This window comes from Novipirellula methanifontis (assembly GCF_052161655.1).
Taxonomy (GTDB): domain Bacteria; phylum Planctomycetota; class Planctomycetia; order Pirellulales; family Pirellulaceae; genus Novipirellula.
This window is the reverse complement of sequence record NZ_CP197418.1, coordinates 9,847,974-9,867,082: the sequence shown is the minus strand read 5'-3', so window position 1 is coordinate 9,867,082 and position 19,109 is coordinate 9,847,974. Positions and strand designations below refer to the sequence as shown.

Annotated in this window: 15 protein-coding genes; 9 read left to right on the top strand and 6 right to left on the bottom strand. The window is 53.7% G+C overall.

Annotated elements, in window-relative coordinates; translation table 11 throughout:
* Positions 1-673 precede the first annotated feature (673 nt).
* Positions 674-2,236: a sigma-70 family RNA polymerase sigma factor gene (locus SH528x_RS35030; protein WP_442508054.1), complete on the top strand. Its 1,563-nt coding sequence runs from the start codon at positions 674-676 to the stop codon at positions 2,234-2,236.
* A gap of 113 nt (positions 2,237-2,349) precedes the next feature.
* The gene (locus tag SH528x_RS35025; RefSeq protein ID WP_442508053.1) at positions 2,350-3,744 is read left to right on the top strand and encodes a tetratricopeptide repeat protein; all 1,395 of its coding nucleotides are present in this window, start codon (positions 2,350-2,352) and stop codon (positions 3,742-3,744) included.
* 267 nt (positions 3,745-4,011) lie between these two features.
* Here the strand turns inward: SH528x_RS35025 and SH528x_RS35020 are convergent, their stop codons facing one another.
* The 6 genes from SH528x_RS35020 to hpf form a co-directional block, all read right to left on the bottom strand.
* Entirely contained in the window at positions 4,012-5,616 is a 1,605-nt protein-coding gene (locus tag SH528x_RS35020) for an Rne/Rng family ribonuclease (RefSeq protein ID WP_442508052.1), read from the bottom strand.
* Between the two features lie 75 nt (positions 5,617-5,691).
* A complete protein-coding gene (locus SH528x_RS35015; RefSeq protein WP_442508051.1) occupies positions 5,692-6,462 on the bottom strand; it encodes a TIGR03936 family radical SAM-associated protein in 771 nt (256 codons plus the stop codon).
* A gap of 18 nt (positions 6,463-6,480) precedes the next feature.
* Complete coding sequence (gene ptsP, locus SH528x_RS35010; protein WP_442508050.1) at positions 6,481-8,226, bottom strand: phosphoenolpyruvate--protein phosphotransferase; 1,746 nt, start codon at positions 8,224-8,226, stop codon at positions 6,481-6,483.
* Positions 8,227-8,549: 323 nt separating this feature from the next.
* On the bottom strand, positions 8,550-8,837 hold the full coding sequence (locus SH528x_RS35005; RefSeq protein WP_442508049.1) for an HPr family phosphocarrier protein: 288 nt from the start codon (positions 8,835-8,837) through the stop codon (positions 8,550-8,552).
* Positions 8,837-9,316, bottom strand: a complete 480-nt coding sequence (locus SH528x_RS35000) for a PTS sugar transporter subunit IIA (RefSeq protein ID WP_442508048.1) — start codon at positions 9,314-9,316, stop codon at positions 8,837-8,839. The genes SH528x_RS35005 and SH528x_RS35000 overlap by 1 nt, the downstream gene beginning before the upstream one ends.
* A gap of 238 nt (positions 9,317-9,554) precedes the next feature.
* Entirely contained in the window at positions 9,555-9,899 is a 345-nt protein-coding gene (hpf, locus tag SH528x_RS34995; RefSeq protein WP_442508047.1) for a ribosome hibernation-promoting factor, HPF/YfiA family, read from the bottom strand.
* A gap of 269 nt (positions 9,900-10,168) precedes the next feature.
* Here hpf and SH528x_RS34990 point away from each other — a divergent pair, with 269 nt between their 5' ends.
* The 7 genes from SH528x_RS34990 to SH528x_RS34960 all read left to right on the top strand — a co-directional run bounded on the left by SH528x_RS34990 (position 10,169) and on the right by SH528x_RS34960 (position 18,791).
* The gene (locus SH528x_RS34990; protein WP_442508046.1) at positions 10,169-10,471 is read left to right on the top strand and encodes a hypothetical protein; all 303 of its coding nucleotides are present in this window, start codon (positions 10,169-10,171) and stop codon (positions 10,469-10,471) included.
* A 45-nt stretch (positions 10,472-10,516) separates the two neighbouring features.
* The gene (locus SH528x_RS34985) at positions 10,517-11,530 is read left to right on the top strand and encodes an agmatine deiminase family protein (RefSeq protein ID WP_442508045.1); all 1,014 of its coding nucleotides are present in this window, start codon (positions 10,517-10,519) and stop codon (positions 11,528-11,530) included.
* A 132-nt stretch (positions 11,531-11,662) separates the two neighbouring features.
* Positions 11,663-12,523: an OmpA/MotB family protein gene (locus SH528x_RS34980; protein ID WP_442508044.1), complete on the top strand. Its 861-nt coding sequence runs from the start codon at positions 11,663-11,665 to the stop codon at positions 12,521-12,523.
* Between the two features lie 167 nt (positions 12,524-12,690).
* Complete coding sequence (locus SH528x_RS34975; protein WP_442508043.1) at positions 12,691-14,037, top strand: redoxin domain-containing protein; 1,347 nt, start codon at positions 12,691-12,693, stop codon at positions 14,035-14,037.
* A 320-nt stretch (positions 14,038-14,357) separates the two neighbouring features.
* Positions 14,358-15,590 (top strand): DEAD/DEAH box helicase, encoded by a 1,233-nt coding sequence (locus tag SH528x_RS34970; RefSeq protein ID WP_442508042.1) that lies wholly within the window; start codon positions 14,358-14,360, stop codon positions 15,588-15,590.
* 74 nt (positions 15,591-15,664) lie between these two features.
* Positions 15,665-16,807, top strand: a complete 1,143-nt coding sequence (locus SH528x_RS34965) for a DUF932 domain-containing protein (RefSeq protein ID WP_442508041.1) — start codon at positions 15,665-15,667, stop codon at positions 16,805-16,807.
* Positions 16,808-17,333: 526 nt separating this feature from the next.
* Entirely contained in the window at positions 17,334-18,791 is a 1,458-nt protein-coding gene (locus tag SH528x_RS34960; protein ID WP_442512159.1) for an IS1182 family transposase, read from the top strand.
* Positions 18,792-19,109 lie beyond the last annotated feature (318 nt).

The window sequence follows — 19,109 nt, the reverse complement described above, 5'->3', positions numbered from 1 at the left end:
CGTCCTGGTGGACCGAAAGGATCGGATCCCACCTACAAGAGTGGTCATTTTGCCGAATGTTGCCATGGAGGCAAGGAAAGCTGAAGGACTTTGTTTTAGGTCATGAGGCTTGAGAGTGTTTGGACCGGGGGAAACTCTTGATTACGGCATGACCTTTGGGTTGGTTCGTAGCAAGTGTGTCCTGGCAATCAGTCATTCGGTAAGCGGCTAGCAAAGAGAGTGCCTCTCTTTTGTTTTCTCCTTCCCGGGGTTGTTGCTAAACCGATCAATGCCTTCCATTTAGGGGGGCTTCGTCAATGTTATACCACCAAGTCAACTCATTTTAAATCAATCCAGTGAACCGTTTCTGCAAAGCTCATTTTGTGTCTAATGCAAACAATCCGTTCATCTAGAAACTCCTTCCAATTGAAGTACTGTCGCAATAATGAGTCCACAGTGGTGTAGAGTTAAAGAAGCAACTTTGTTCTCAAGCAACTCGTTAAACAACTTAATGTGAAATGAAGTTCACAGGGTACCTCCACCAGTTCCTTTGCCAAACTCGCAGCTATGCTAACTTGCACATAATTAATTTTTCACGATTGCCATCCATCGCATGATTGCTCGTTTCGTCTGATGCCAAACGAAACTAATTTTCAGCCTTAATATTTCACACTGTTCCGCTAGGAGTTCCCCTTTGTTCGATACACTCTTGGACGAATTTGATGACGTAAGCGTCCAAAGCACCGAAGCCGTGACAGGTAGCTTTCGCAAGCTGCCTGTTGACGACAGCGACGACAATGACGCTGCCGTCGCTATGGCTTCCGCTGCAGACGGCGAAGTCCAACTCGATAGCCCCGATGAACTGCTTGCTGGTGACGAAACCGAAACGTGGTCCGATGATCCGGTTCGGATGTACTTGACCCAAATGGGCGAGATTCCTTTGCTGACTCGAAAGCAAGAAATTGAACTCGCCAAGCGGATCGAAGAAACACGACGCCGATTCCGCACCAAATTGTTAGAGAACCACTACGTTCTCGTGGAAGCGTACAAGACCTTGAAGAAGGTCTATCGCGGCCAACTGCCGTTTGACCGTACCGTTCAAGTCTCGGTGACTGACCATCTGGAAAAAGAGCAGATCGTTGGCCGCTTGCCACACAACCTTCGTACGCTGCAAACGTTGCTGCGACGCAACCGTCACGATTGGAAAGTGGCACTCAGCAAAGCCGCTTCGCAACGACGCCGCGTCGAAGCATGGCGTTCGCTTGCACGCCGCCGTCGTCGTGCCGTGCGTTTGATCGAAGAGCTCGGTCTGCGTACTCAGCGAATTGAGACGCGGATCGACTTGCTCGAAAAGTTCTCGCATCGTTTGACCGAAATCGATCACATTATCTCGGACCAAAAACGCACCAAACATGGTCGCGAAGTGCGAGACAAATTGCTTCACGAGCGACGTCAAATCCTGACCGCGTGCCAGGAAACACCGACGTCGCTACGCAATCGCGTTGCGATGCTCAACAAGGTGTACGCCGAGTACCAACAAGCCAAGCGTGAACTCAGCGAAGGTAACCTTCGTCTGGTTGTTTCGATTGCCAAGAAGTATCGTAACCGCGGTTTGTCCTTCCTGGATTTGATCCAAGAAGGAAACGCCGGTTTGATGCGAGCTGTCGACAAGTTCGAATACCGCCGTGGTTTCAAGTTCTGTACCTATGCGACTTGGTGGATTCGTCAAGCGATCACCCGAGCGGTTGCGGATCAGAGCCGAACCATTCGTATTCCAGTTCACATGGTCGAAACGATGAGCCGCGTGCGAAACGTCGCTCGTCAATTGCTGCAAGAACTCGGACGTGAACCGACGATCGAAGAAACCGCACGTCGAGCCGATGTAACGGTCGAAGAAGCACGTCGTGTTTTGACGATGAGCCGTTTCCCGATCTCGTTGGATCGTCCCGTTGGCAACAGCGAAGACAGCCAGTTTGGTGACTTGCTTCCCGATGGTGCTGCTGAAAGCCCACAGATCGGAGCGACTCAAGAAATGTTGCGTGACCGCATCACCGGCGTATTGAAGTCGTTGTCCTACCGCGAACGCGAAATCATCAAGCTGCGTTACGGACTCGGCGATGGTTACAGCTATACGCTTGAAGAAGTCGGACACATTTTCAAAGTGACCCGCGAGCGTATTCGCCAAATCGAAGCCAAGGCCGTGCGAAAGCTACAGCAGCCAAGCCGAAGCCAAGATTTGGTGGGCTTCCTCGACTAGTCAAGCCGATACATTTGTATTAACAATCGATGGCGATGTGCTTTCCAAAGTGCATCGCCATTTTTTTGTGCCCGCTTTGCCGAATTGCAGCCTCATCAAGGAACCCAAGCACGATGCCCACCGTCCATGAACTATTGCAGCAGGGGTGGCAGCGTCATCAGGCGGGGAAGCTCGACGAGGCAATCCAAGTTTACCGGCATGTGCTCGCACATTCCCCTAAAAATGCCGATGCGTTGGTCTATCTGGGGATCGCGTTTTTCGATCAACGCGACTTTGAGCAATCTGTTGCGGTTTATCGCGAAGCGTTGGCGATTCGTCCCCAGTTCCCCATTGCTTGGAATAACCTTGGCAATTCGCTGCGAATGCTCGGCCATATCGATGATGCTGAAGAGGCGTTGGCAACGGCGCTCCAGCAGCAGCCCGGTTACCTGTCGGCGCTCAAGAATCGAGGCACGTTGTGGGTCTGGTCCGGTGAGATCGAGCGGGGGTTGAAATGGTATGCCGAAGGATTGCGTGTTGATCCGAAAAACGCGGAGCTGCACCGCAACCTCGGCGTGATCCATTTGTTGCTTGGCAATTACGACGTCGGCTGGAACGAGTATCGTTGGCGATGGGCGATGCCGGGGACCTATCGACCCAAAATCGCGACCCCGGTGTGGCAAGGCGAAAATCTTGCCGGGAAATCTATCTTGTTGTACCCCGAGCAAGGGCGAGGTGATGCGATCCAGTTCATTCGAGTTGCGTCGGTTTTAAAGCAAGCCGGAGCGACCGTGTACGTCCAATGTGCCGCCGAGATGATGCCGTTGTTTTCGTCGGTGCCTGGGATCGATATGTTGCTGCCCGATGGTTCCGTCGTCCCGCCGATCGATTATCAGGCATCGTTTTTGGACGTCGTTGATTTCTGGTACCAGCAGACCAAGCAGCTAGCGGTGGCGAACCCACTGTTTTCTGCAGGCAATGGTTATTTGGCCGCGAGTCCGACGCGAACCGAAACTTGGGCTCAATGGATGCAGCAAAACGTGCCTAATTCGGATGGTTCCCGCACTCGCCGAATAGGAATTAATTGGCAGGGCAATCCCGATCATCATGCCGATGTTTATCGAAGTATGTCTCTCGAGTCACTCAAGCCTCTGGCGAAGACCGCCGGCATCTCGCTGGTCAATTTGCAATTCGGTTATGGCGCCGAGCAGTTGGACAACTGTGACTTTTCTGAGTCCATCGTGCGTTTGCCGCAGGGCATCGACCCCGTGGGCGCTGCGTTCACGGATACCGCTGCAATTCTGCAAAACCTAGATGGGGTCGTGACCACCGATACATCGATTGCTCACTTGGCCGGAGCCCTCGGCGTCGACGTGACCGTGATGTTGGGGAAGGTTCCCGATTGGCGATGGCTCAATCAGGGCACAAAAACGCCGTGGTACCCCAGCATGAAATTGGTCCGACAGACGGAGATCGGCAATTGGGCGAGCGTCGTTGACGAAGTCGCCAATTCTCTCGCCGCGCCGTAGCGGAAGTCGTCAAGACTTTCGGCAGACCTGAGGAACTTCTCCAGTTCTGGTGCCGCAATCCTTAGGTCAATCCGGTTTTGAGGCGGCAAACCTGAGCCGACGGCGTTAGCCGCGGGCATGTTTCCTACAAGATTAACGGGCCCGCGGCTAACGCCGTCGGCTCACGAAAGCGGGCGAAGCGGAAGGGTGTTGTCACCAACCGTCCATAAAAAAACGCTTGAGAACAGAGGTCCTCAAGCGTTTCAGATGACTCAAAATTCGCTTTGACTATGAATCGATTTCGACCCGTTCGCCGTGAGTGTCGCGGCAGTCCATTTCGAGGTGCTCGGGGAACAATCCTTCGCTACCGAGAATCTGTACAGCCATCTTGCCGATGTCTTCGGCTTCCATCACGTCGCGACGCTTCTTGTTGTTCAAGTAAGCCGCTACTTCGTCGTTCACCCGAATCGTCACTCGTTCAATGTGTTTGTTGCGAACGGCGAGCGCCAGCATGCGGATCACTTCGATCGACATGCTTTCCGCGGTCTTAACCAAGCCACGACCTTGGCAGCATGGGCAATCGGTATAGATGCTGCGTTTCAAGCTCGGGCGAATGCGTTGACGAGTCATCTCGATCAAACCGAACGGACTGGTTCGCAAAATTTTGGTACGAGCGCGGTCGGTCGACATCGCATCGCGAAGCGCTCGTTCGACTTTGCGTCGGTAGCTTTCTTTTCGCATATCGATAAAGTCGTTGACGATCACGCCACCAAGGTCACGCAGACGCAATTGGCGAGCGATTTCTTTTGCAGCTGCCAAGTTTAAACGGAAGGCGTTTTCTTCGGCAGAATCATTGCCGCGGAAACTGCCACTGTTGACGTCGATCGCGACGAGAGCTTCAGTGGGATCAATCACGATCGAACCCCCGTCGGGCAATTGCACCTGACGTTGATTGATCATCATGATCTCTTCTTCAAGCTTGTGCTTGTGAAACAGTGGCTCGCTTCCTTCGTACAACTTCAGTCGATCGACCACGCGAGGCATGACCATTTTCAGGAAGTCACGTGCCTTCTCGTACGACTCGGGCTCATCGATCAATATCTGGTCGATTTCGTCACAGTAAATGTCACGGATCGTACGGATGATCAAATCGCTTTCTTCGTACAGCACGCCTGGTTCGTTAAGCGTTTTGACGCGGCGGACGATGGCTTTCCAAAGACGCAACAGGTATTCCATGTCACGCTGCAGTTCAATTTCACTGCGGCCCGCACCAGCGGTGCGTACGATAAATCCGAGGCCCTTGGGTGGATTCAGCGACAACAGGCATCGTTTGAGTCGTTTGCGATCGTCCTCGTCTTCGATCTTGCGGCTAACACCCACGCGGCAAAGTGCGGGCATCAATACCAGGTAGCGGCCGGGGATAGAGATATAGGTGCTGAGCGTTGGTCCTTTTGTGCCAATGCCTTCTTTGATGACTTGAACAAGGACTTCATCGCCGCGGCGAAAAATTTCTTGGATCGGCGGTTTGACACGAGGTCGGCCGCCTTTGAACGCGTGCTTGTTACCATGGCCTGAATCGCGAGCTCGCTTGGCAGCGGCTTCCGCCATTTCGTCCGACTCACGCATGACTTCTTCGGGGTCGTAGCCACCTTGTCGGAAGTATTGGGGCTCGACGTCGCTAATATGTAAAAATCCATTGCGTCCGACACCAAAGTCGACGAACGCAGCCTGGATGCTCGGTTCAAGGTTGACGATCTTGCCGCGGTAGATGTTCCCAGCAAATGCTTCGACACTTTTCCGTTCGATGTACAACTCGTCGAGTCGGCCATCGGCTAACACAGCAATCCGACATTCCTCGGGTTGCAGTACGTTGATTAGCATTTCTTTCTTCATAAAAAGTCACCTTTCAGGTGGTTTTGTCAGCTTTGTGCGAACCAATCAGTTGCGTTCGCATGGACGCTGACAGGGTTAGTATTCGGTAGTTGTGTTGTTGTTGGCGTCGGCCGCGCGGGCGACTTCGGCAGGGTTGTTCGATTGGAATTCGCGTTCGAGAACAACTTGTTCGCGGGTCATGAGGGATCCATTTTCGATCCAGTCATCGAACCCGAGTAAGTCCAGCACATCGTGCGGTTTCAGCGATGCAGAATCGGTCGCAGCAAGCGTCAACCGCAGTCGGTCATTTAAAAGTTCGAGGCTTAGGATTTGCTCGTTGACGTTGACCGCAAGTGTTTTCTTGTTGCGCTCGACTGAAACCGTCGTTTGACTGAGCAGTCGGGCGATCGCGTCTTGAATGGCCGCTGCGTTGGCGTTCTCGGGAAGCGAGACAGAGAATTTGCTCTGTTTCAGTTGGCCTTTGCCAAGTTCGTCGGGTAGGCGGCTAACGCTGTTGATAAACAACCCAGGTTGATTGTCGCTTTCAAGTCGCTCGAACAGTTCGCGAGGCGAAATGTTTTCCGCTAGTTCAAGTTCGACGACTTCATCGAGCCCTTCGACTCCTAGCGCTAGGGCCGACGGAAACGCGATACGAGGCTTGGGGTGAAAGCCTTCGCTCATCGATAGTTTTAGAGCGGCGCGTCGAGCGATACGTTCCCACAGTCCTGCCAAGTCGCGATGACTGATCCACCGCAGTAGTCCTGTCTTTTGGAACCGCACGCGATACCGAATCCTTAGCGAAGCCATATTGGTTGGCTCCCCGATTGTTGATTCGGTTGTTTCAGAGGATTCAGTCACGTTACTCATTCGCTTGCAGACGGATCATCAGTGAACGATCAGCTCCGGTGCTAAGGCGCTGAGTCGGTCTTGAAGATAAAGGTCGACATCGCGTGCTGCTTCAAACGTCATCGCACGTTCTGCGATCTGAACGCATTGTTTTAGCGTGACGCTGCGAATCGCCTTCTTCACCCGGTGTAGTGAAGACGGTGGAACGCTCAGGTTGCGAACGCCCAGTCCGATCAGCAGTAACGCACGACCGGGGTTGCTGCTCATCTCGCCGCAAACGGCTAGCGGAGTTTGGTTCGCATCGGCAACCTTAACGCTGCTCGCGATCAATCTCAGCACCGCGGGGTCGCAAGATTGGTAAAGATCGGCGACGTATTCGTTACTGCGATCCACCGCTAACGTGTATTGAGCTAGGTCATTCGTTCCGATGCTGAGGAAATCGACTTCTTTGACAAATCGGTCCAGCATAATGACCGCCGCAGGAACCTCGACCATCATGCCAACCGGAATGTCTGACCGATACGGAATACCGGCTTCGTTTAGGTCCTCGGCGACGACGTTTAGTAACATGCGAGCTTGTCGCAATTCTGCAATCGTCGTGATTAACGGAAACATCACTCGCACATCGCCATGGACCGCGGCGCGAAGCACGGCACGAAGTTGGGGGCGAAACAGATCGAGATTTTTAAGCGACAGCCGGATGCTGCGGAGCCCAAGGAACGGGTTGTGTTCTTGTTCGGCAAGCGGGCGTTGTCCCATCTTGTCGGCCCCCAAGTCCAGTGTGCGGATGACGACCGGGCGACCGTTCATCTCGCGGACCACTTGGCTATACGCTTCGTAGTGGTCTTCTTCGCTTGGTTCTTCAGCGCTGGACAGATACAAGAATTCGGTTCGGTACAATCCGATGCCATCAGCGCCACGATCCAAACACGACTCGGTTTCGTGTGGGAATTCGATGTTCGCACTCAGCTGGATCCGTACCTTATCCGCGGTTTCTGCAGGCAGATCCTTTAGTTCCGCTAAACGAGCGGCAAGCGATTCACGCTGCTGAAGTCGCTCACGGTAATGGTTCAGTGTCTCTTCATCGGGATCGATGATGACACGTCCACGGTCGCCATCGACAATCACCGTCGCTGCGCCTCCGATGTTTTCTAGGAACGCTCCGATACCAACCACGGCGGGAAGTTCAAGTCCCTTGGCGACAATCGCCGTATGGCCTCCAGGCCCGCCGGTTTCAGTGCAGAATCCACGGACGTAACGCCGATCCAGACTCGCTGTTTCGCTTGGTGTCAAAACGTGCGAAAGCACAATGACCGGTTCGGTTAGGTCGGATAGTGGTTGGCGTGAAACGGCGCCCAATTGCAAAAGCAATTGCTTTTCGATGTCCAGCACGTCTTCGGCGCGGTCGGCAAGTAGCGGGTTGTCGAGTCGGCGAAGCGCGGCGGCATAATTGTGCAGCACGCGGCTAACTGCATACGCGGACGATTGATGTTCCTCGCGAATGCGGCGGCCCAGTTCGGCATGCAAACGCGGATCGTGCAGCATTTGTAACTGTGCCGCAAAGATATCGCCTGTATTGACTCCAGCGACTGCCGATGTTTCCAAGCGATTGGTTTCTAGCAGTGCAGAAACCCCATCGACGGCGGTTTGTAGGCGCGTATATTCACCCTCCGCATCTTCTGCGGCAACGAGGCACCGGGGGATTCTATAGCCATCGGCATCCATGACGAGCGCAGGACCGATAGCAACGCCCGGTGAGACGGGAATGCCTTGTAGTTCGACCATCGTTGGTCGATGAACCGTCGGCGAGAAGTCAAGAAACGTGGGTTCTGCTGTCGTGCGAAATCAGCTTTTGGCAAATCCGCTTGTCAGCGTTGTCGGCCAAATAAATGTGCCGGCAAGTTTCTCAACGCGTTCTCACGACGCTCCATCGTTATGTTCGGTTGAATTGGGTTGATCATTGAAGAGATCAAGCTCAGTCCCTTGCTGCTTAATTCCGGCATCGCTCTGGATTTTTTGATCCGTTACCGCCGGTTAAGCCTGAAACTCTGGCGTTGCTTGAGATTTGGGGTCCGCAACGGGCCTGACGTCTTCCTCGACTGTCTTTGCTAATTCTTTGCTAGTTCGTCAAATCCAGAATCAAACAAATCCGCAATGGCTTGAATCGCAGCTTCTGCATCTTTGCCGTCCGCACTCAGCGCCAGCTCTGTGCCGTGGCTAGCTCCGAGTGTTAGAAGCGAAAGAATGCTTTTGCAGTCGACATGTTCTTCGCCCTTACCGATCTTGATTGCCGATTCGAACTGGCTGGCCAGACGAACAAGCATATCGGCGGGACGTGCGTGCAACCCTTGAGGGTTCTTGACGACAACGATTCGAGTTAATGGGGATGTATTCATTAGCCAGATACGAACTGGTTGTCATCCGCTTCTTGTAGCAGTTGGCTGATATCTTCTGGAGTTTTGCTCTGCTTCAGGAATCGACAGAAGTTTTCGTCGCGGAGTTGGCGAGAAATGTTTTCCAGTGCACGAAGGTGATCGCCAGGGCGTTCCGGAGGGCTGATCAGCAAAAAGAATAGCTGCACGCGTTCGCCATCGAGGGAGTCGAAATCGACTCCTTCTACGCTGACGCCTACCGTGCCTACTAGTTTTTGGACGCTGGGATGTTTCGTGTGCGGAACAGCGACGCCCCGTCCGATTCCAGTGCTGCCAAGCTCTTCTCGCTTCATGATCGCGGAAATGATGTCTTGCTGCTGGTCCGCGTCGATCTGCCCTGAGTCCAGTAGTGACTGGACAAGTTCCTGAATGACCTCTTCCTTCGACACGGCCTTCAAGTCCGCGCGAATGGCTTTGGTGCTGATAAAGTCTGCAAACTTCATGAGGATGTGATTCCTTTGTGAAATCAAATAATAAAATGTATCTGGGATCGAGCCATCAAAAACATTGCGTTCTGAATGTTCGATGTTGATCGCAGCTCAGAGCCTATCCGAAAAGGGGTCTGACCCTTTGGAGGCGAGTCGTTGTCGTTGGTTTTTCTGCCTCACCGGAAAGGATCAGACCCCTTTCTGGATTGGCTTTTCGAGAAACTGACGAGTGCCGACGCTTTCGGCCAATCGATCAGTCTTCGTCCATGTCAATTGTTGTGTCGATATGCTTGTGCCCGGTGGCGCGGTGCCCGGTTTTTTTCTCTTTTAGTCTTCGCAGTTGCTGCTCTACTTTCGGTATCGCTGAATCCAACGCCGCGATTACGGTCGTCGACTCGGCAGTTGCAACGCTGTCGTCCGCATGTTCGGCGGAGACTCGGATTTCCACTGTGGGTTTGTCCAAATGCTCTAAGTCAACGGTGACCTCGATCGCGTTGATTCGATCAAATAGTCTTCGCAGCTTTTCGGTCTTCTCAACAATGAGTTGCTGATCGCCAGGTTGAAGACTCCCGTGACGCGTCGAGACGCTAACCTGCATCGTGTTGACTCTCCGTAAACGGTAGAAAAGTGATTGTGTGGGGACAAATGTCGTGAAGTCTTGACCATACCCTTGGATGATCACCCCAGACACAAACAATTAGCATACGCGAGATTCGATGAAATGAACAGCGATACTTTGCGACGGAACTAGGGGAGGAGCATTTTTTTTCCGTGGTCCGCTGCCCCGGTGACAACTCGCCACTTTACCGTTACGCTATGCGGCTCAAATGACATTTAATTCGTTCCTCGATACCCCTCATTCTTCACATGGCCCGAAAGGTCGTCAGTCGTAAAGCGAAAGCTGCAGAGGCAGAAGCTGCAGAAAAACTGGCCACGGCCAAGAATAGAGCCAGCAAGAAAAAGGCCTCGACTCGAAAATCCAAGAAAAAGCAAGCCGAAGATGTTCGACTGAAGCTTTACTGGGGAGTCTTCAGCCAGAATCTCAAGCGTGTGGCCGTTTTTGAGTTTGACCAGAAAAAAGATGCCGAAAAACGAGCCGTCGAGCTTAGTAAGGGCGGAAAATCCCCCCACTTTATTCAAAAAGTCAAAGAAGAAATCAAGTTCGAGTAGGCCTCTTTGCTAGCTCGTGAACAAAAATTCAGGTGGAGTAGCGGCTTGAGTCGTCGTACGCCAGCGGAGTGGGAGCCTCAAGAGGCGGTTTGGCTGGCATGGCCGCACAGCCAGGAAACTTGGCCTGGTCGAATCGACCGCATGCCTTCGTTTTTTGCCAAATGGGCCACCCAGATGGCCGAGTCGACACGGGTTCGGATCCTGGTTCCCCAATCTTTGGCGGGTGACGCAGAGGCGGCGCTGCCAAAAAAAGGCAATATCGAGATCGTCGTTGCCGCTACGAATGACTCTTGGATCCGCGATTATGGGCCCACTTTTGTCCATGACAGCGAAAATGGCGGGTTAATCGGGGTCGATTGGCGATACAACGCCTGGGGCGGTAAATACCCGCCTTGGGACGCCGATGACGCTGCGGCATCCTTGATATGTGACAAAGTCGGCATCCCCCGAATTCGCAGCAAGCTGTGCCTCGAGGGTGGGGCGCTGGAGACCGATGGCCAAGGCCGACTGTTGACCACACCCGAATGTTTGGTCACGTCGACGAGGAACCCAGGTTGGTCCAGCGATCAGATTTCCCAAGAATTGCATGCTCAGATGGGAGTCACTGAGATTCTCTGGCTCAGCGGCGGCGGCTTGATTGGCGACGATACCGATGGTCATATCGATCAATTGGCTCGCTTCCTCGATCCCACCAACATCGTTGTTGCCGTTTGTGACGATGAAAACGATCCTAACCACAAGCCGCTCGAAGATAATTATCGTCAACTGCGGTTGTGGGGAAATTCGACCGACCCGAAAGTCAGCGTGCATCGCTTGCCGATTCCTGCAAAGCGTGAAATTGACGGCCAACGTGTGCCCGAAAGCTATTGCAATTTCCTGATGCTGGGCCGTGATCGTTTGCTAGTTCCTACCTTTGGGCAAACCGCAGCCGATGAGCACGCAATCTCGGTGATTCGTGAATTGGCCTGCGGGGCTAATGTCGAATCGATTGATTGCCAGGATCTGATTTGGGGGCTCGGAGCGCTGCATTGTGCGAGTCGAGACCAGCCAAAAGCCTAACGCTGATCTTGCTCGTCTCTCCAAAAATCGCAGCAGCGAAGAAAAATTGCTCTTGCCACGAGCTGGCGGCTGCTTTTAGTGTTCGCACTATAAGGGGTTAGGCGGCTTTCGCCTTACAGCACAGGAAGAGCAATGTTTTTGACCAATGATCATTCCACCATCGCAAAGCAATCGAGCGGGTTACTGCTCGTCGTTGCAATGTTGGGTGCGCTCGGCTGTAGCCAAAATCCCTACCTCGCCTCTTCTGCAGGCGGTGTTTGGAATGCCCCCGGGGGCGTTTCCGCCTCCGTCGACCCGAATCAGGCAAGAATTGCCGAACTGAATCGACGCGTTCAGTTGCTCGACGACAACAATCGCCAATTGCACACCCAATTGGCTCAGAGTGAACAACAGTCGCTAGTCTATCGCGATGAGCTTGATTTGGTTCGCAAGCAATTGTCCGATACCAGTTCAAAATTAGAGTCGACCGCGATCGCAGCCACTGACGCCGAAAACCGCGTCCGTGGTTTCCAGGCATCCACTCAAAAGCGAGGTGGGGCTTCGATTCAAGCCAATACCAATTTGCTCCAAGCCGCCAGCCGACTGAATCTTGGGGGCATTCCTGTTGAGCAAAATGGCGAAGTTATTCGCATCGTGGTCCCCGCCGACCAGTTGTTCCAACCTGGCACCAATCAAATGTTGCCGCAAGCATCGATGACCCTTGATCCGATCGCGGCACAGCTTCGCAGTTTGTTCCCTCGGCAACGGATCGGCGTCGAAGGCTATACCGATGATTCGCCACTTTACGGAGGCCAAGTTGCCACCAGTCACCAATTGGCGGCAGGCCAGGCAGCAGGTGTGCTCGAGTTGTTGACCCGACGTGCCGGAATGCCGCCGAACCAGTTGTTCACCGTGGCTCAAGGCGCCAACAATCCTCGCCAGCCTAACACGACCGCGGCCGGTCGTGCCGCGAATCGCCGTATCGAACTTGTGATTTACCCCGATACTTTCTAGCGTTTTGTCGTAGCTCCATTTTTTGGTTTAGCGATCAAAACCGCAGCCACCATCCGCGGATGGCTACAATTCTGGTGGCCTCGTCACTCCCCGTGTGTAGTCACCGCACGTCAATCGCTTTATCATGCGAGCGTTCGCTTAACGCATGATTTTTGGAGCTGTTTGACATGGTTGCTCGTCTTTTTCTGATTCTCTTGTTGATCAGTCCTGTTGTCGCCTGGGCAGAGGATGACACCAAAGCAGCCGCAGCCGCAGAGGATTCCAGTACGGATGCGGCCCCGTCGGAGCCACCTGCGTTTGTGCTTAGCGATGACGTACGTGATGTGCTCGAGCCTTTTTTTGCCTCGATCAACAAGGCCGATATTTCTCGGGTGACCGTCGAGATGTTGACCGAGTCGATTGTCCAAGGCAAGGTGGTCGAGTCTCGCAAGGCGACGTATCAGATTGCATCGAAACATCCCAACAAGTTCACCATCTATTTGAAAGAGCCTGATCAGCGAACGCGGATCTATTGTGATGGCGAAGAAATGGTGGTGGCGCTTTCGCCGGAGGCCTACTACCGAATTGATGACACGCTCGACCTGCAGCAAGCGGTGGTGGAATTGCCTGTAGCGATGGGGGCCTATCCCGAACCTGTGATGGCGTTGTCGCTCGCCGGCGTGGACCCATCGTTAAGTTTCCTGGGCGGAATGAAAACAGTCGAGATCGTCAATCGCGGCAAGTTTCGCGGTCGCGTTCCCTCGGTCCAGATCCATGGTACTCAGAACGATGCCGTCAGCTGGGATTTGTGGTTGAGCGAAGAGGATGTGACGAAGCCATTGCGTTTGCTTGTTGATTTGACCGCGATGTTGAGAGCAACAAAGCAGGTCCAAGTACCACAAGGATTCAAGTATCAAATTCAATTCGATTTTCTGTCGTGGCGCATGACCGGTGAGGTCAGTGATGCGTTGTTCGCGTTTCGCCCGGCGAAGGACGCGACGGAATACAAGTCGCTTGACGATTACGTCAATTCGGTGTCAGGTGCGGTCGCGAAACATCCATTGTTAGGTAAGAAAGCACCGAAATTCAGCGGAGAAACACTCGCGGGCGAATCGGTTTCACGCGACTCATTGAAAGACAAGGTTGTCGTGCTCGATTTTTGGGCAACGTGGTGCGCCCCCTGTGTTGCCGCAATGCCGGTGTTGACCGAGGTCACAAGTGAATTCGCGGACAAGGATGTCGTCTTTCTCGCCGTGAACGTCAGTGAAGATCTAAAGTTAGTGAAGAGCTTCATCGAAAAACAGGACAGCGCACTGGACGTAGTGATGGACCCTAAGGGGAAGATTGCCGATGCGTTCCGGGCTGATGCGATTCCGCAAACGGTTGTCATCGGAAAATCGGGTGTCATTGAGTCGGTTCACATGGGATTCCCCGGCGTGGCAGAACTTCGCCAACGATTGACCGACGAACTAAACGTCTTGAGCGTTGGGGGGCACATCGAAAGTGCACCGCCCGCCGAAGAAGATAGCGAATAGAGCCTGCTGCTCCGCTACAAAAGCACCCATCTGTTTCGCTGTCCTATGATGTCGTTTTTCCTGTATTTGTGAGCCGACGGCGCTAGCCGCGGGCCTCATTTTGCCAACGTTTTACCGAGCGGCGGCCCGACGCTAGCGAGTTCGGCTCACACAATGAGACAGTCCGGCTAGTGCCAACGTAACGCCGCATTCGCGAAGCTCGCTGCCCCCAAAAAAAACTTTCCTTTTTCTTCTCGCGTTGACCGGACGTGTCATCACGCGCGGGAATGATGCCTTCTGACTTGCGATCAACAATCACAGATCCTCAGGAGGAGAAGGCGATGACAGGTTTACTTGTACAGCGAAACGTAGCGTCGGGTTCGCATTTGCAATCCAGTTTTGACGCTGACCGACTCAGTGGCTTTTCGGTCGGCGCTGGTGGCGCACTCGATGCAATGCTAGCGGGCTGTGCAGTGCAGTCGCGGCCGTACCAGCACCGGATCATCGAATCGGCTGTGCGGATGATGGGCGGAACATTCGCCAAGCGTGACGGCCAGCTTGCCCACAAAGCATCCAGCGTCTTGATCGAAAGTCCAACCGGCAGCGGCAAGACCGTCATGGGGTTGGCGATCGCCGCGCTCATTCAACGTGCCACCGGAGCTCGCGTGGGCTGGGTCGCGATGCGGCGAAATTTGTTAGCCCAAGCCGAAGCTGAAAATCAATTGCGTCGCTTCGGCGTTCGCATGCAAACGATCAGCATGTTCGAAAAGTCGCCGCCCAAGGTCGACCTGTTGGTCGTGGATGAAGCCCAACATGATGCGGCAACCAGCATGGCGAATCTGCACAGCCAGATTCAGCCCGCTTGGACACTCGGGCTCTCCGCGACTCCGTATCGCAGTGATCGCATCAAACTCTGTTTTGACCAAGTCATTCGTGATGCAGGGATCGCGTCATTGATTGCCGATGGCTACCTCAGTTCCTATCACCACTACACGATTCCTGAATACACGCCGAGTCAAGTTGCCAAGTTTTTGATTCGTGAACCCGAGCGGTGGGGACGGTCGTTGGTCTTTTTCCATCGGCGCACCGAGTGCGAGTTACTGTACATGTTGCTGCGGCAAGCCGGCATCGCCTGCGCGGTGGTGACCGCGACAAGCAATCGAGAGAAACAGATCGAGTCGTTTGTTTCCGGCGAGACTCAAGTTTTGATCAACATGGCGATCCTGACCGAAGGCTTTGATTGTCCTGAGTTAAAAACGGTGTTTTGCCGTCCCAGCGGCAAAGGGTGCACGATCCAAATGGCGGGTCGCGTGCTGCGGTCAAGTCATCGAGTGCCAATCAAGCAAGTGGTGCAGTGCAACCGCACGCCTCATCCGATGCTTCGCACTGCCGCCGCAGCGGAGCAGTATTTGTGGACCGATGAAGGATGGCGAAGCATTCGTCCAAATCGAATGCTGAACCAGATGACTGCCATCGCCCGCAATCGTGTGGCGGCTGCCGAAGTCTCGCTGCCGAAGTTGGTGGCGATGCATCGTGGCAAAGCCGCCAAAGCCTGGTTCTCGCGTGCTCAATAGATCTGGCTGAATCGAACCCATGTTTCTGTTCCCTCTCGCTCGCTTTCCGTTTCTGTCTTAGGAGTCTCCGCATTATGTCTACTGAAATCGCTCAAACCTCGTTGCCAACCGTAAGCTCCCCGAACCAAAGCTCACCTCGATTTTGTTACGGTCATGCGACCGTAGCCGATTTGAGAGTTCGCAAGGTCGAGCGGACGGATAACGGACGCGTCAAGCTTCGTCATCTCGAGGTTGATGGCCGTTTGGTCACAGCGTCACGCCGGTTTTGGCGGTCCTTTTTTACACGCTTTGGGATCGCTGAAAACGTCTTTCGTTATTTCTCACCTCACGAAGTCTTTGCGAGGATCAGTCAGCAAAATTCCGATGATGCCTTTCGGTTCTGTATTGCCGAGCATGCTGGGGGTAAACAGAAAACCGAGGGCACGCTGCTGGCCGTCACCAATGTCAAGCGGCCGGTGATTCGTTACAACGAGATCGCCGAATTGGTAGAGCAGTTCGGTGGTACCGATGTGCGGTACCACGAGGGATTATTGATCAGCACGCATCAGCCGCGAGGCGGTTCGCGATCGCTGCAGATTGGGGGTGATCAATTCCATGATCGCTTCTGTCTGGAAACACCGGTGGATGGTTTTGGCCATCCTCGATTGTTCTTGTCAATGTTGCGGCTGGTTTGTCAAAACGGCATGATTGGTTACGCCAAGGCGTTTCGTAGTGATATCCCGGTCGGCAAGAAAATGGATTACTGTATCGCCCGCGCGCTCGAATCGTTTGACAACGGCGATGGTTATGCCGCGATTCGCCAGCGGTTTGAATCCAGCCAGACTTCGTGGGCGTCGGTGCATGAGTGTCTGCAGCTTGGCGTTGTCTTGGACCGCGCCCAGCGTGAGCGGCAACTGACGTGCGACGGTTTGATCGGTCGTTTCCGCAGCATGGCGGGCAACCTCAGCGAACTGTATGGACTTGCGAATCTCGAGGCACTCAGCGACAAGCGTCGCAGAATTTTGCCCAGTAAAGCCCGTGTGTACGACCTGGTTAACTTTGCCAGCGAGGTTGCCACGCATCACGCGTTGCCCGAGGGGGCTAAGCGTTTGCAGGCACACATCGGAACGTTGATCTCGGATGAATATGATCTGGAGGGGACTGCCGAAGGGGCTCCTGATTTTGATGCATTTTTCATTGATGACTCCGGCGCAGGCATTCGCCAAAGCGTGAACTGATCGTGGTTGGATTCAGCACAGCCGCCTGGCAAAGTTGCCAGGAATGGCGTGGACATAAGCGTTTTTATCTGAGCCGACGGCGTTAGCCGCGGGCCACTAAAATTTTAGTATTGACGTCGGATATTGGGGGTGAGTTTTTCTTTCGGCCTATAGCAGTTACCTCTCCACCGACGAAGTCGGGGGAGAGGTCGAGCACGCCCTTTAGGCGTTGCTCGGGTGAGGGGGCGACCGCGCTATCATTCGAGCAAGTCCGGTGCAAACGGCGTTATCGTCGCCATTGGCTTGCTCGGTCAGCCTCCCTCACCCGAACGTCGCTGAAGGCTCCGTTCGACCTCTCCCCCAACGAAGAGGTCGTGCAGGTTTTAAGTTGTTTTAACAACTGGGTTTAGCGCAAAAAAAATTGACCTTCGTTTGGATTGGGATTTCGCACAGAATGTGCGTCGCTGTTCTTTCCAAGCCATACGGAGGTCGCCATGAGCATAAACGATTCAGAGACGATTAAAAAGTCAGTTATCGCCCCGTCCCTCTGCCAGCAAGCGATCAGCGATGGAAACAAATTGATGCCAAACTTCCGCCGGACGATCTTGCACGAATTGTTCGCCGGCAGGTTGAACAACTTGATCGTAGCGAAGTCGATCGGATGTACAGTGGTAGGGGCCAGGAGCCCTACGATCCCATTCTGCTTTTGCAGATGGTTCTCTATCAGTTCCTCAAGGGACGACTCAGCCCTGCAAGTTGGGAGGAAGAAGCCAAGCTCAACGAAGCGATGCAATGGCTCGGTCATGGATACACGCCGGCTCGTCGAACTTGGTATGATTTTCGTGATCGCATCGGCGACGTCATTGAGAGGCTTCATGACGACGTGACCCAACGGGCCATCGAGCAAGGGCATCTTGACCCGACCACGGTGGCTCTAGATGGCACGTCGATTGCCGCCTGTGCATCGCGGCATCGGATGGTCAATCGCAACACTCTCCAGAGGCGACAGGAACTCTTAAAAGAACTGATCGACGGCACTTACTGCCGAACCGATCCTCTTCCCAAATGGGTGCCGCCAACGGAGTCAGGCCGACAAGATTTGGCCTCTCGAATCGAGGCAGCCGCCATCGTACTGGAGCAACGGATTAATGAAAACGCTAAAAAGCCGAGTGATAAACGCAAAGATCCTGACAAGATCACCGTCAGCTTGACTGACCCCATTGCGCCGCTGGGCCGCGATAAACGCAAGACGTATCGTCCGTTGTATACCGTTCAATTTATGGTCGATCCGGTCAGTCGACTGATTGTTAGTTATCTGTGTCAAGCCTCTGCAACGGATGCGGGCACGCTGGCCCCCATGATCGACAAGACGCAAAAGTTATTCGGCGGCCAACTCAAGAGGGTGCTGGCCGATGGCGGCTACTGCAGCATTCTTGACCTTACCGACGCGCGTGATCGGAACATTGATTTGCTGGCACCGCCATCGGCCAGCGGTAGCGCTGCAAAGCGGAAGTCACGCAGCGGCGAAATTCAAATTCCCCGCGAAGAATTTCGTTTTCAAGCCTCATCGAATTGCTATGAGTGCCCGCAAGGTCACCGCTTAGCCTATTTGTGGCGAGAAAAGAAGATGCGTATGGGCGACCGATATGTTTACCAATCGACCTATCAGTGTGACGCGAAGTTCTGTGAGGGCTGTCCGTTGGCCGAACGCTGTCTCAGCGGCAAAGGCCCACGACGAATCAAGCGAATCGAAGGCGAAGAGATGCTGGAGGCTCAACGCGAGAAGATGGCAAGTGAATCTTGCAAGACGCTTTATCGTTTACGCGGGCAAACCGTGGAACTCTCCTTTGGCGACGCCAAAGGGAATCGGCGAGTGGACCGCTTTCACGGTCGCGGAATAAAGCGAGCCCGCTGCGAGACCGGTCTGTTGGTCCTAGCTCAAAATCTCCTGCGTCTGGATAAACTACAGCAAAGAGCCATAAGTCTAGGAAAACAAACAGCTTAAAAGCTGCACGACCTCCGAAGTTGGTGGAGAGGTGGCAGAAGAAATACGCAACCAAAAATCACGACAACACCAAAGTTTTAGCAGTCCAGCGTTAGCTCAATGCTGCTCTTCGCGATCGGTAAGAATATCGATTTTCTTATCTCGGGAAATTCTTTTCTGCGGGAGGCATCGTCGCCCTTGTTTTGCTGCGGAGGTGAGCAAGCCCCGCATTGGTTCGGTGCGTATCGTCTGCTACTGAATCTTAAAGGTACGTTCACAAACTTCACGCTGAAAACCAACACCCGCTCTCTTTAATCATCATCGCTCTCGCTGGAAATC

Coding starts and splice junctions, on each gene's coding strand:
- SH528x_RS34975 (WP_442508043.1), top strand. CDS start 12,691: ATGGTTGCTCGTCTTTTTCTGATTCTCTTGTTGATCAGTCCTGTTGTC.
- SH528x_RS34965 (WP_442508041.1), top strand. CDS start 15,665: ATGTCTACTGAAATCGCTCAAACCTCGTTGCCAACCGTAAGCTCCCCG.
- SH528x_RS35000 (WP_442508048.1), bottom strand. CDS start 9,316: ATGAAGTTTGCAGACTTTATCAGCACCAAAGCCATTCGCGCGGACTTG.
- SH528x_RS34990 (WP_442508046.1), top strand. CDS start 10,169: ATGGCCCGAAAGGTCGTCAGTCGTAAAGCGAAAGCTGCAGAGGCAGAA.
- SH528x_RS35005 (WP_442508049.1), bottom strand. CDS start 8,837: ATGAATACATCCCCATTAACTCGAATCGTTGTCGTCAAGAACCCTCAA.
- SH528x_RS34970 (WP_442508042.1), top strand. CDS start 14,358: ATGACAGGTTTACTTGTACAGCGAAACGTAGCGTCGGGTTCGCATTTG.
- hpf (WP_442508047.1), bottom strand. CDS start 9,899: ATGCAGGTTAGCGTCTCGACGCGTCACGGGAGTCTTCAACCTGGCGAT.
- SH528x_RS35025 (WP_442508053.1), top strand. CDS start 2,350: ATGCCCACCGTCCATGAACTATTGCAGCAGGGGTGGCAGCGTCATCAG.
- SH528x_RS35015 (WP_442508051.1), bottom strand. CDS start 6,462: ATGAGTAACGTGACTGAATCCTCTGAAACAACCGAATCAACAATCGGG.
- SH528x_RS35020 (WP_442508052.1), bottom strand. CDS start 5,616: ATGAAGAAAGAAATGCTAATCAACGTACTGCAACCCGAGGAATGTCGG.
- SH528x_RS34980 (WP_442508044.1), top strand. CDS start 11,663: ATGTTTTTGACCAATGATCATTCCACCATCGCAAAGCAATCGAGCGGG.
- ptsP (WP_442508050.1), bottom strand. CDS start 8,226: ATGGTCGAACTACAAGGCATTCCCGTCTCACCGGGCGTTGCTATCGGT.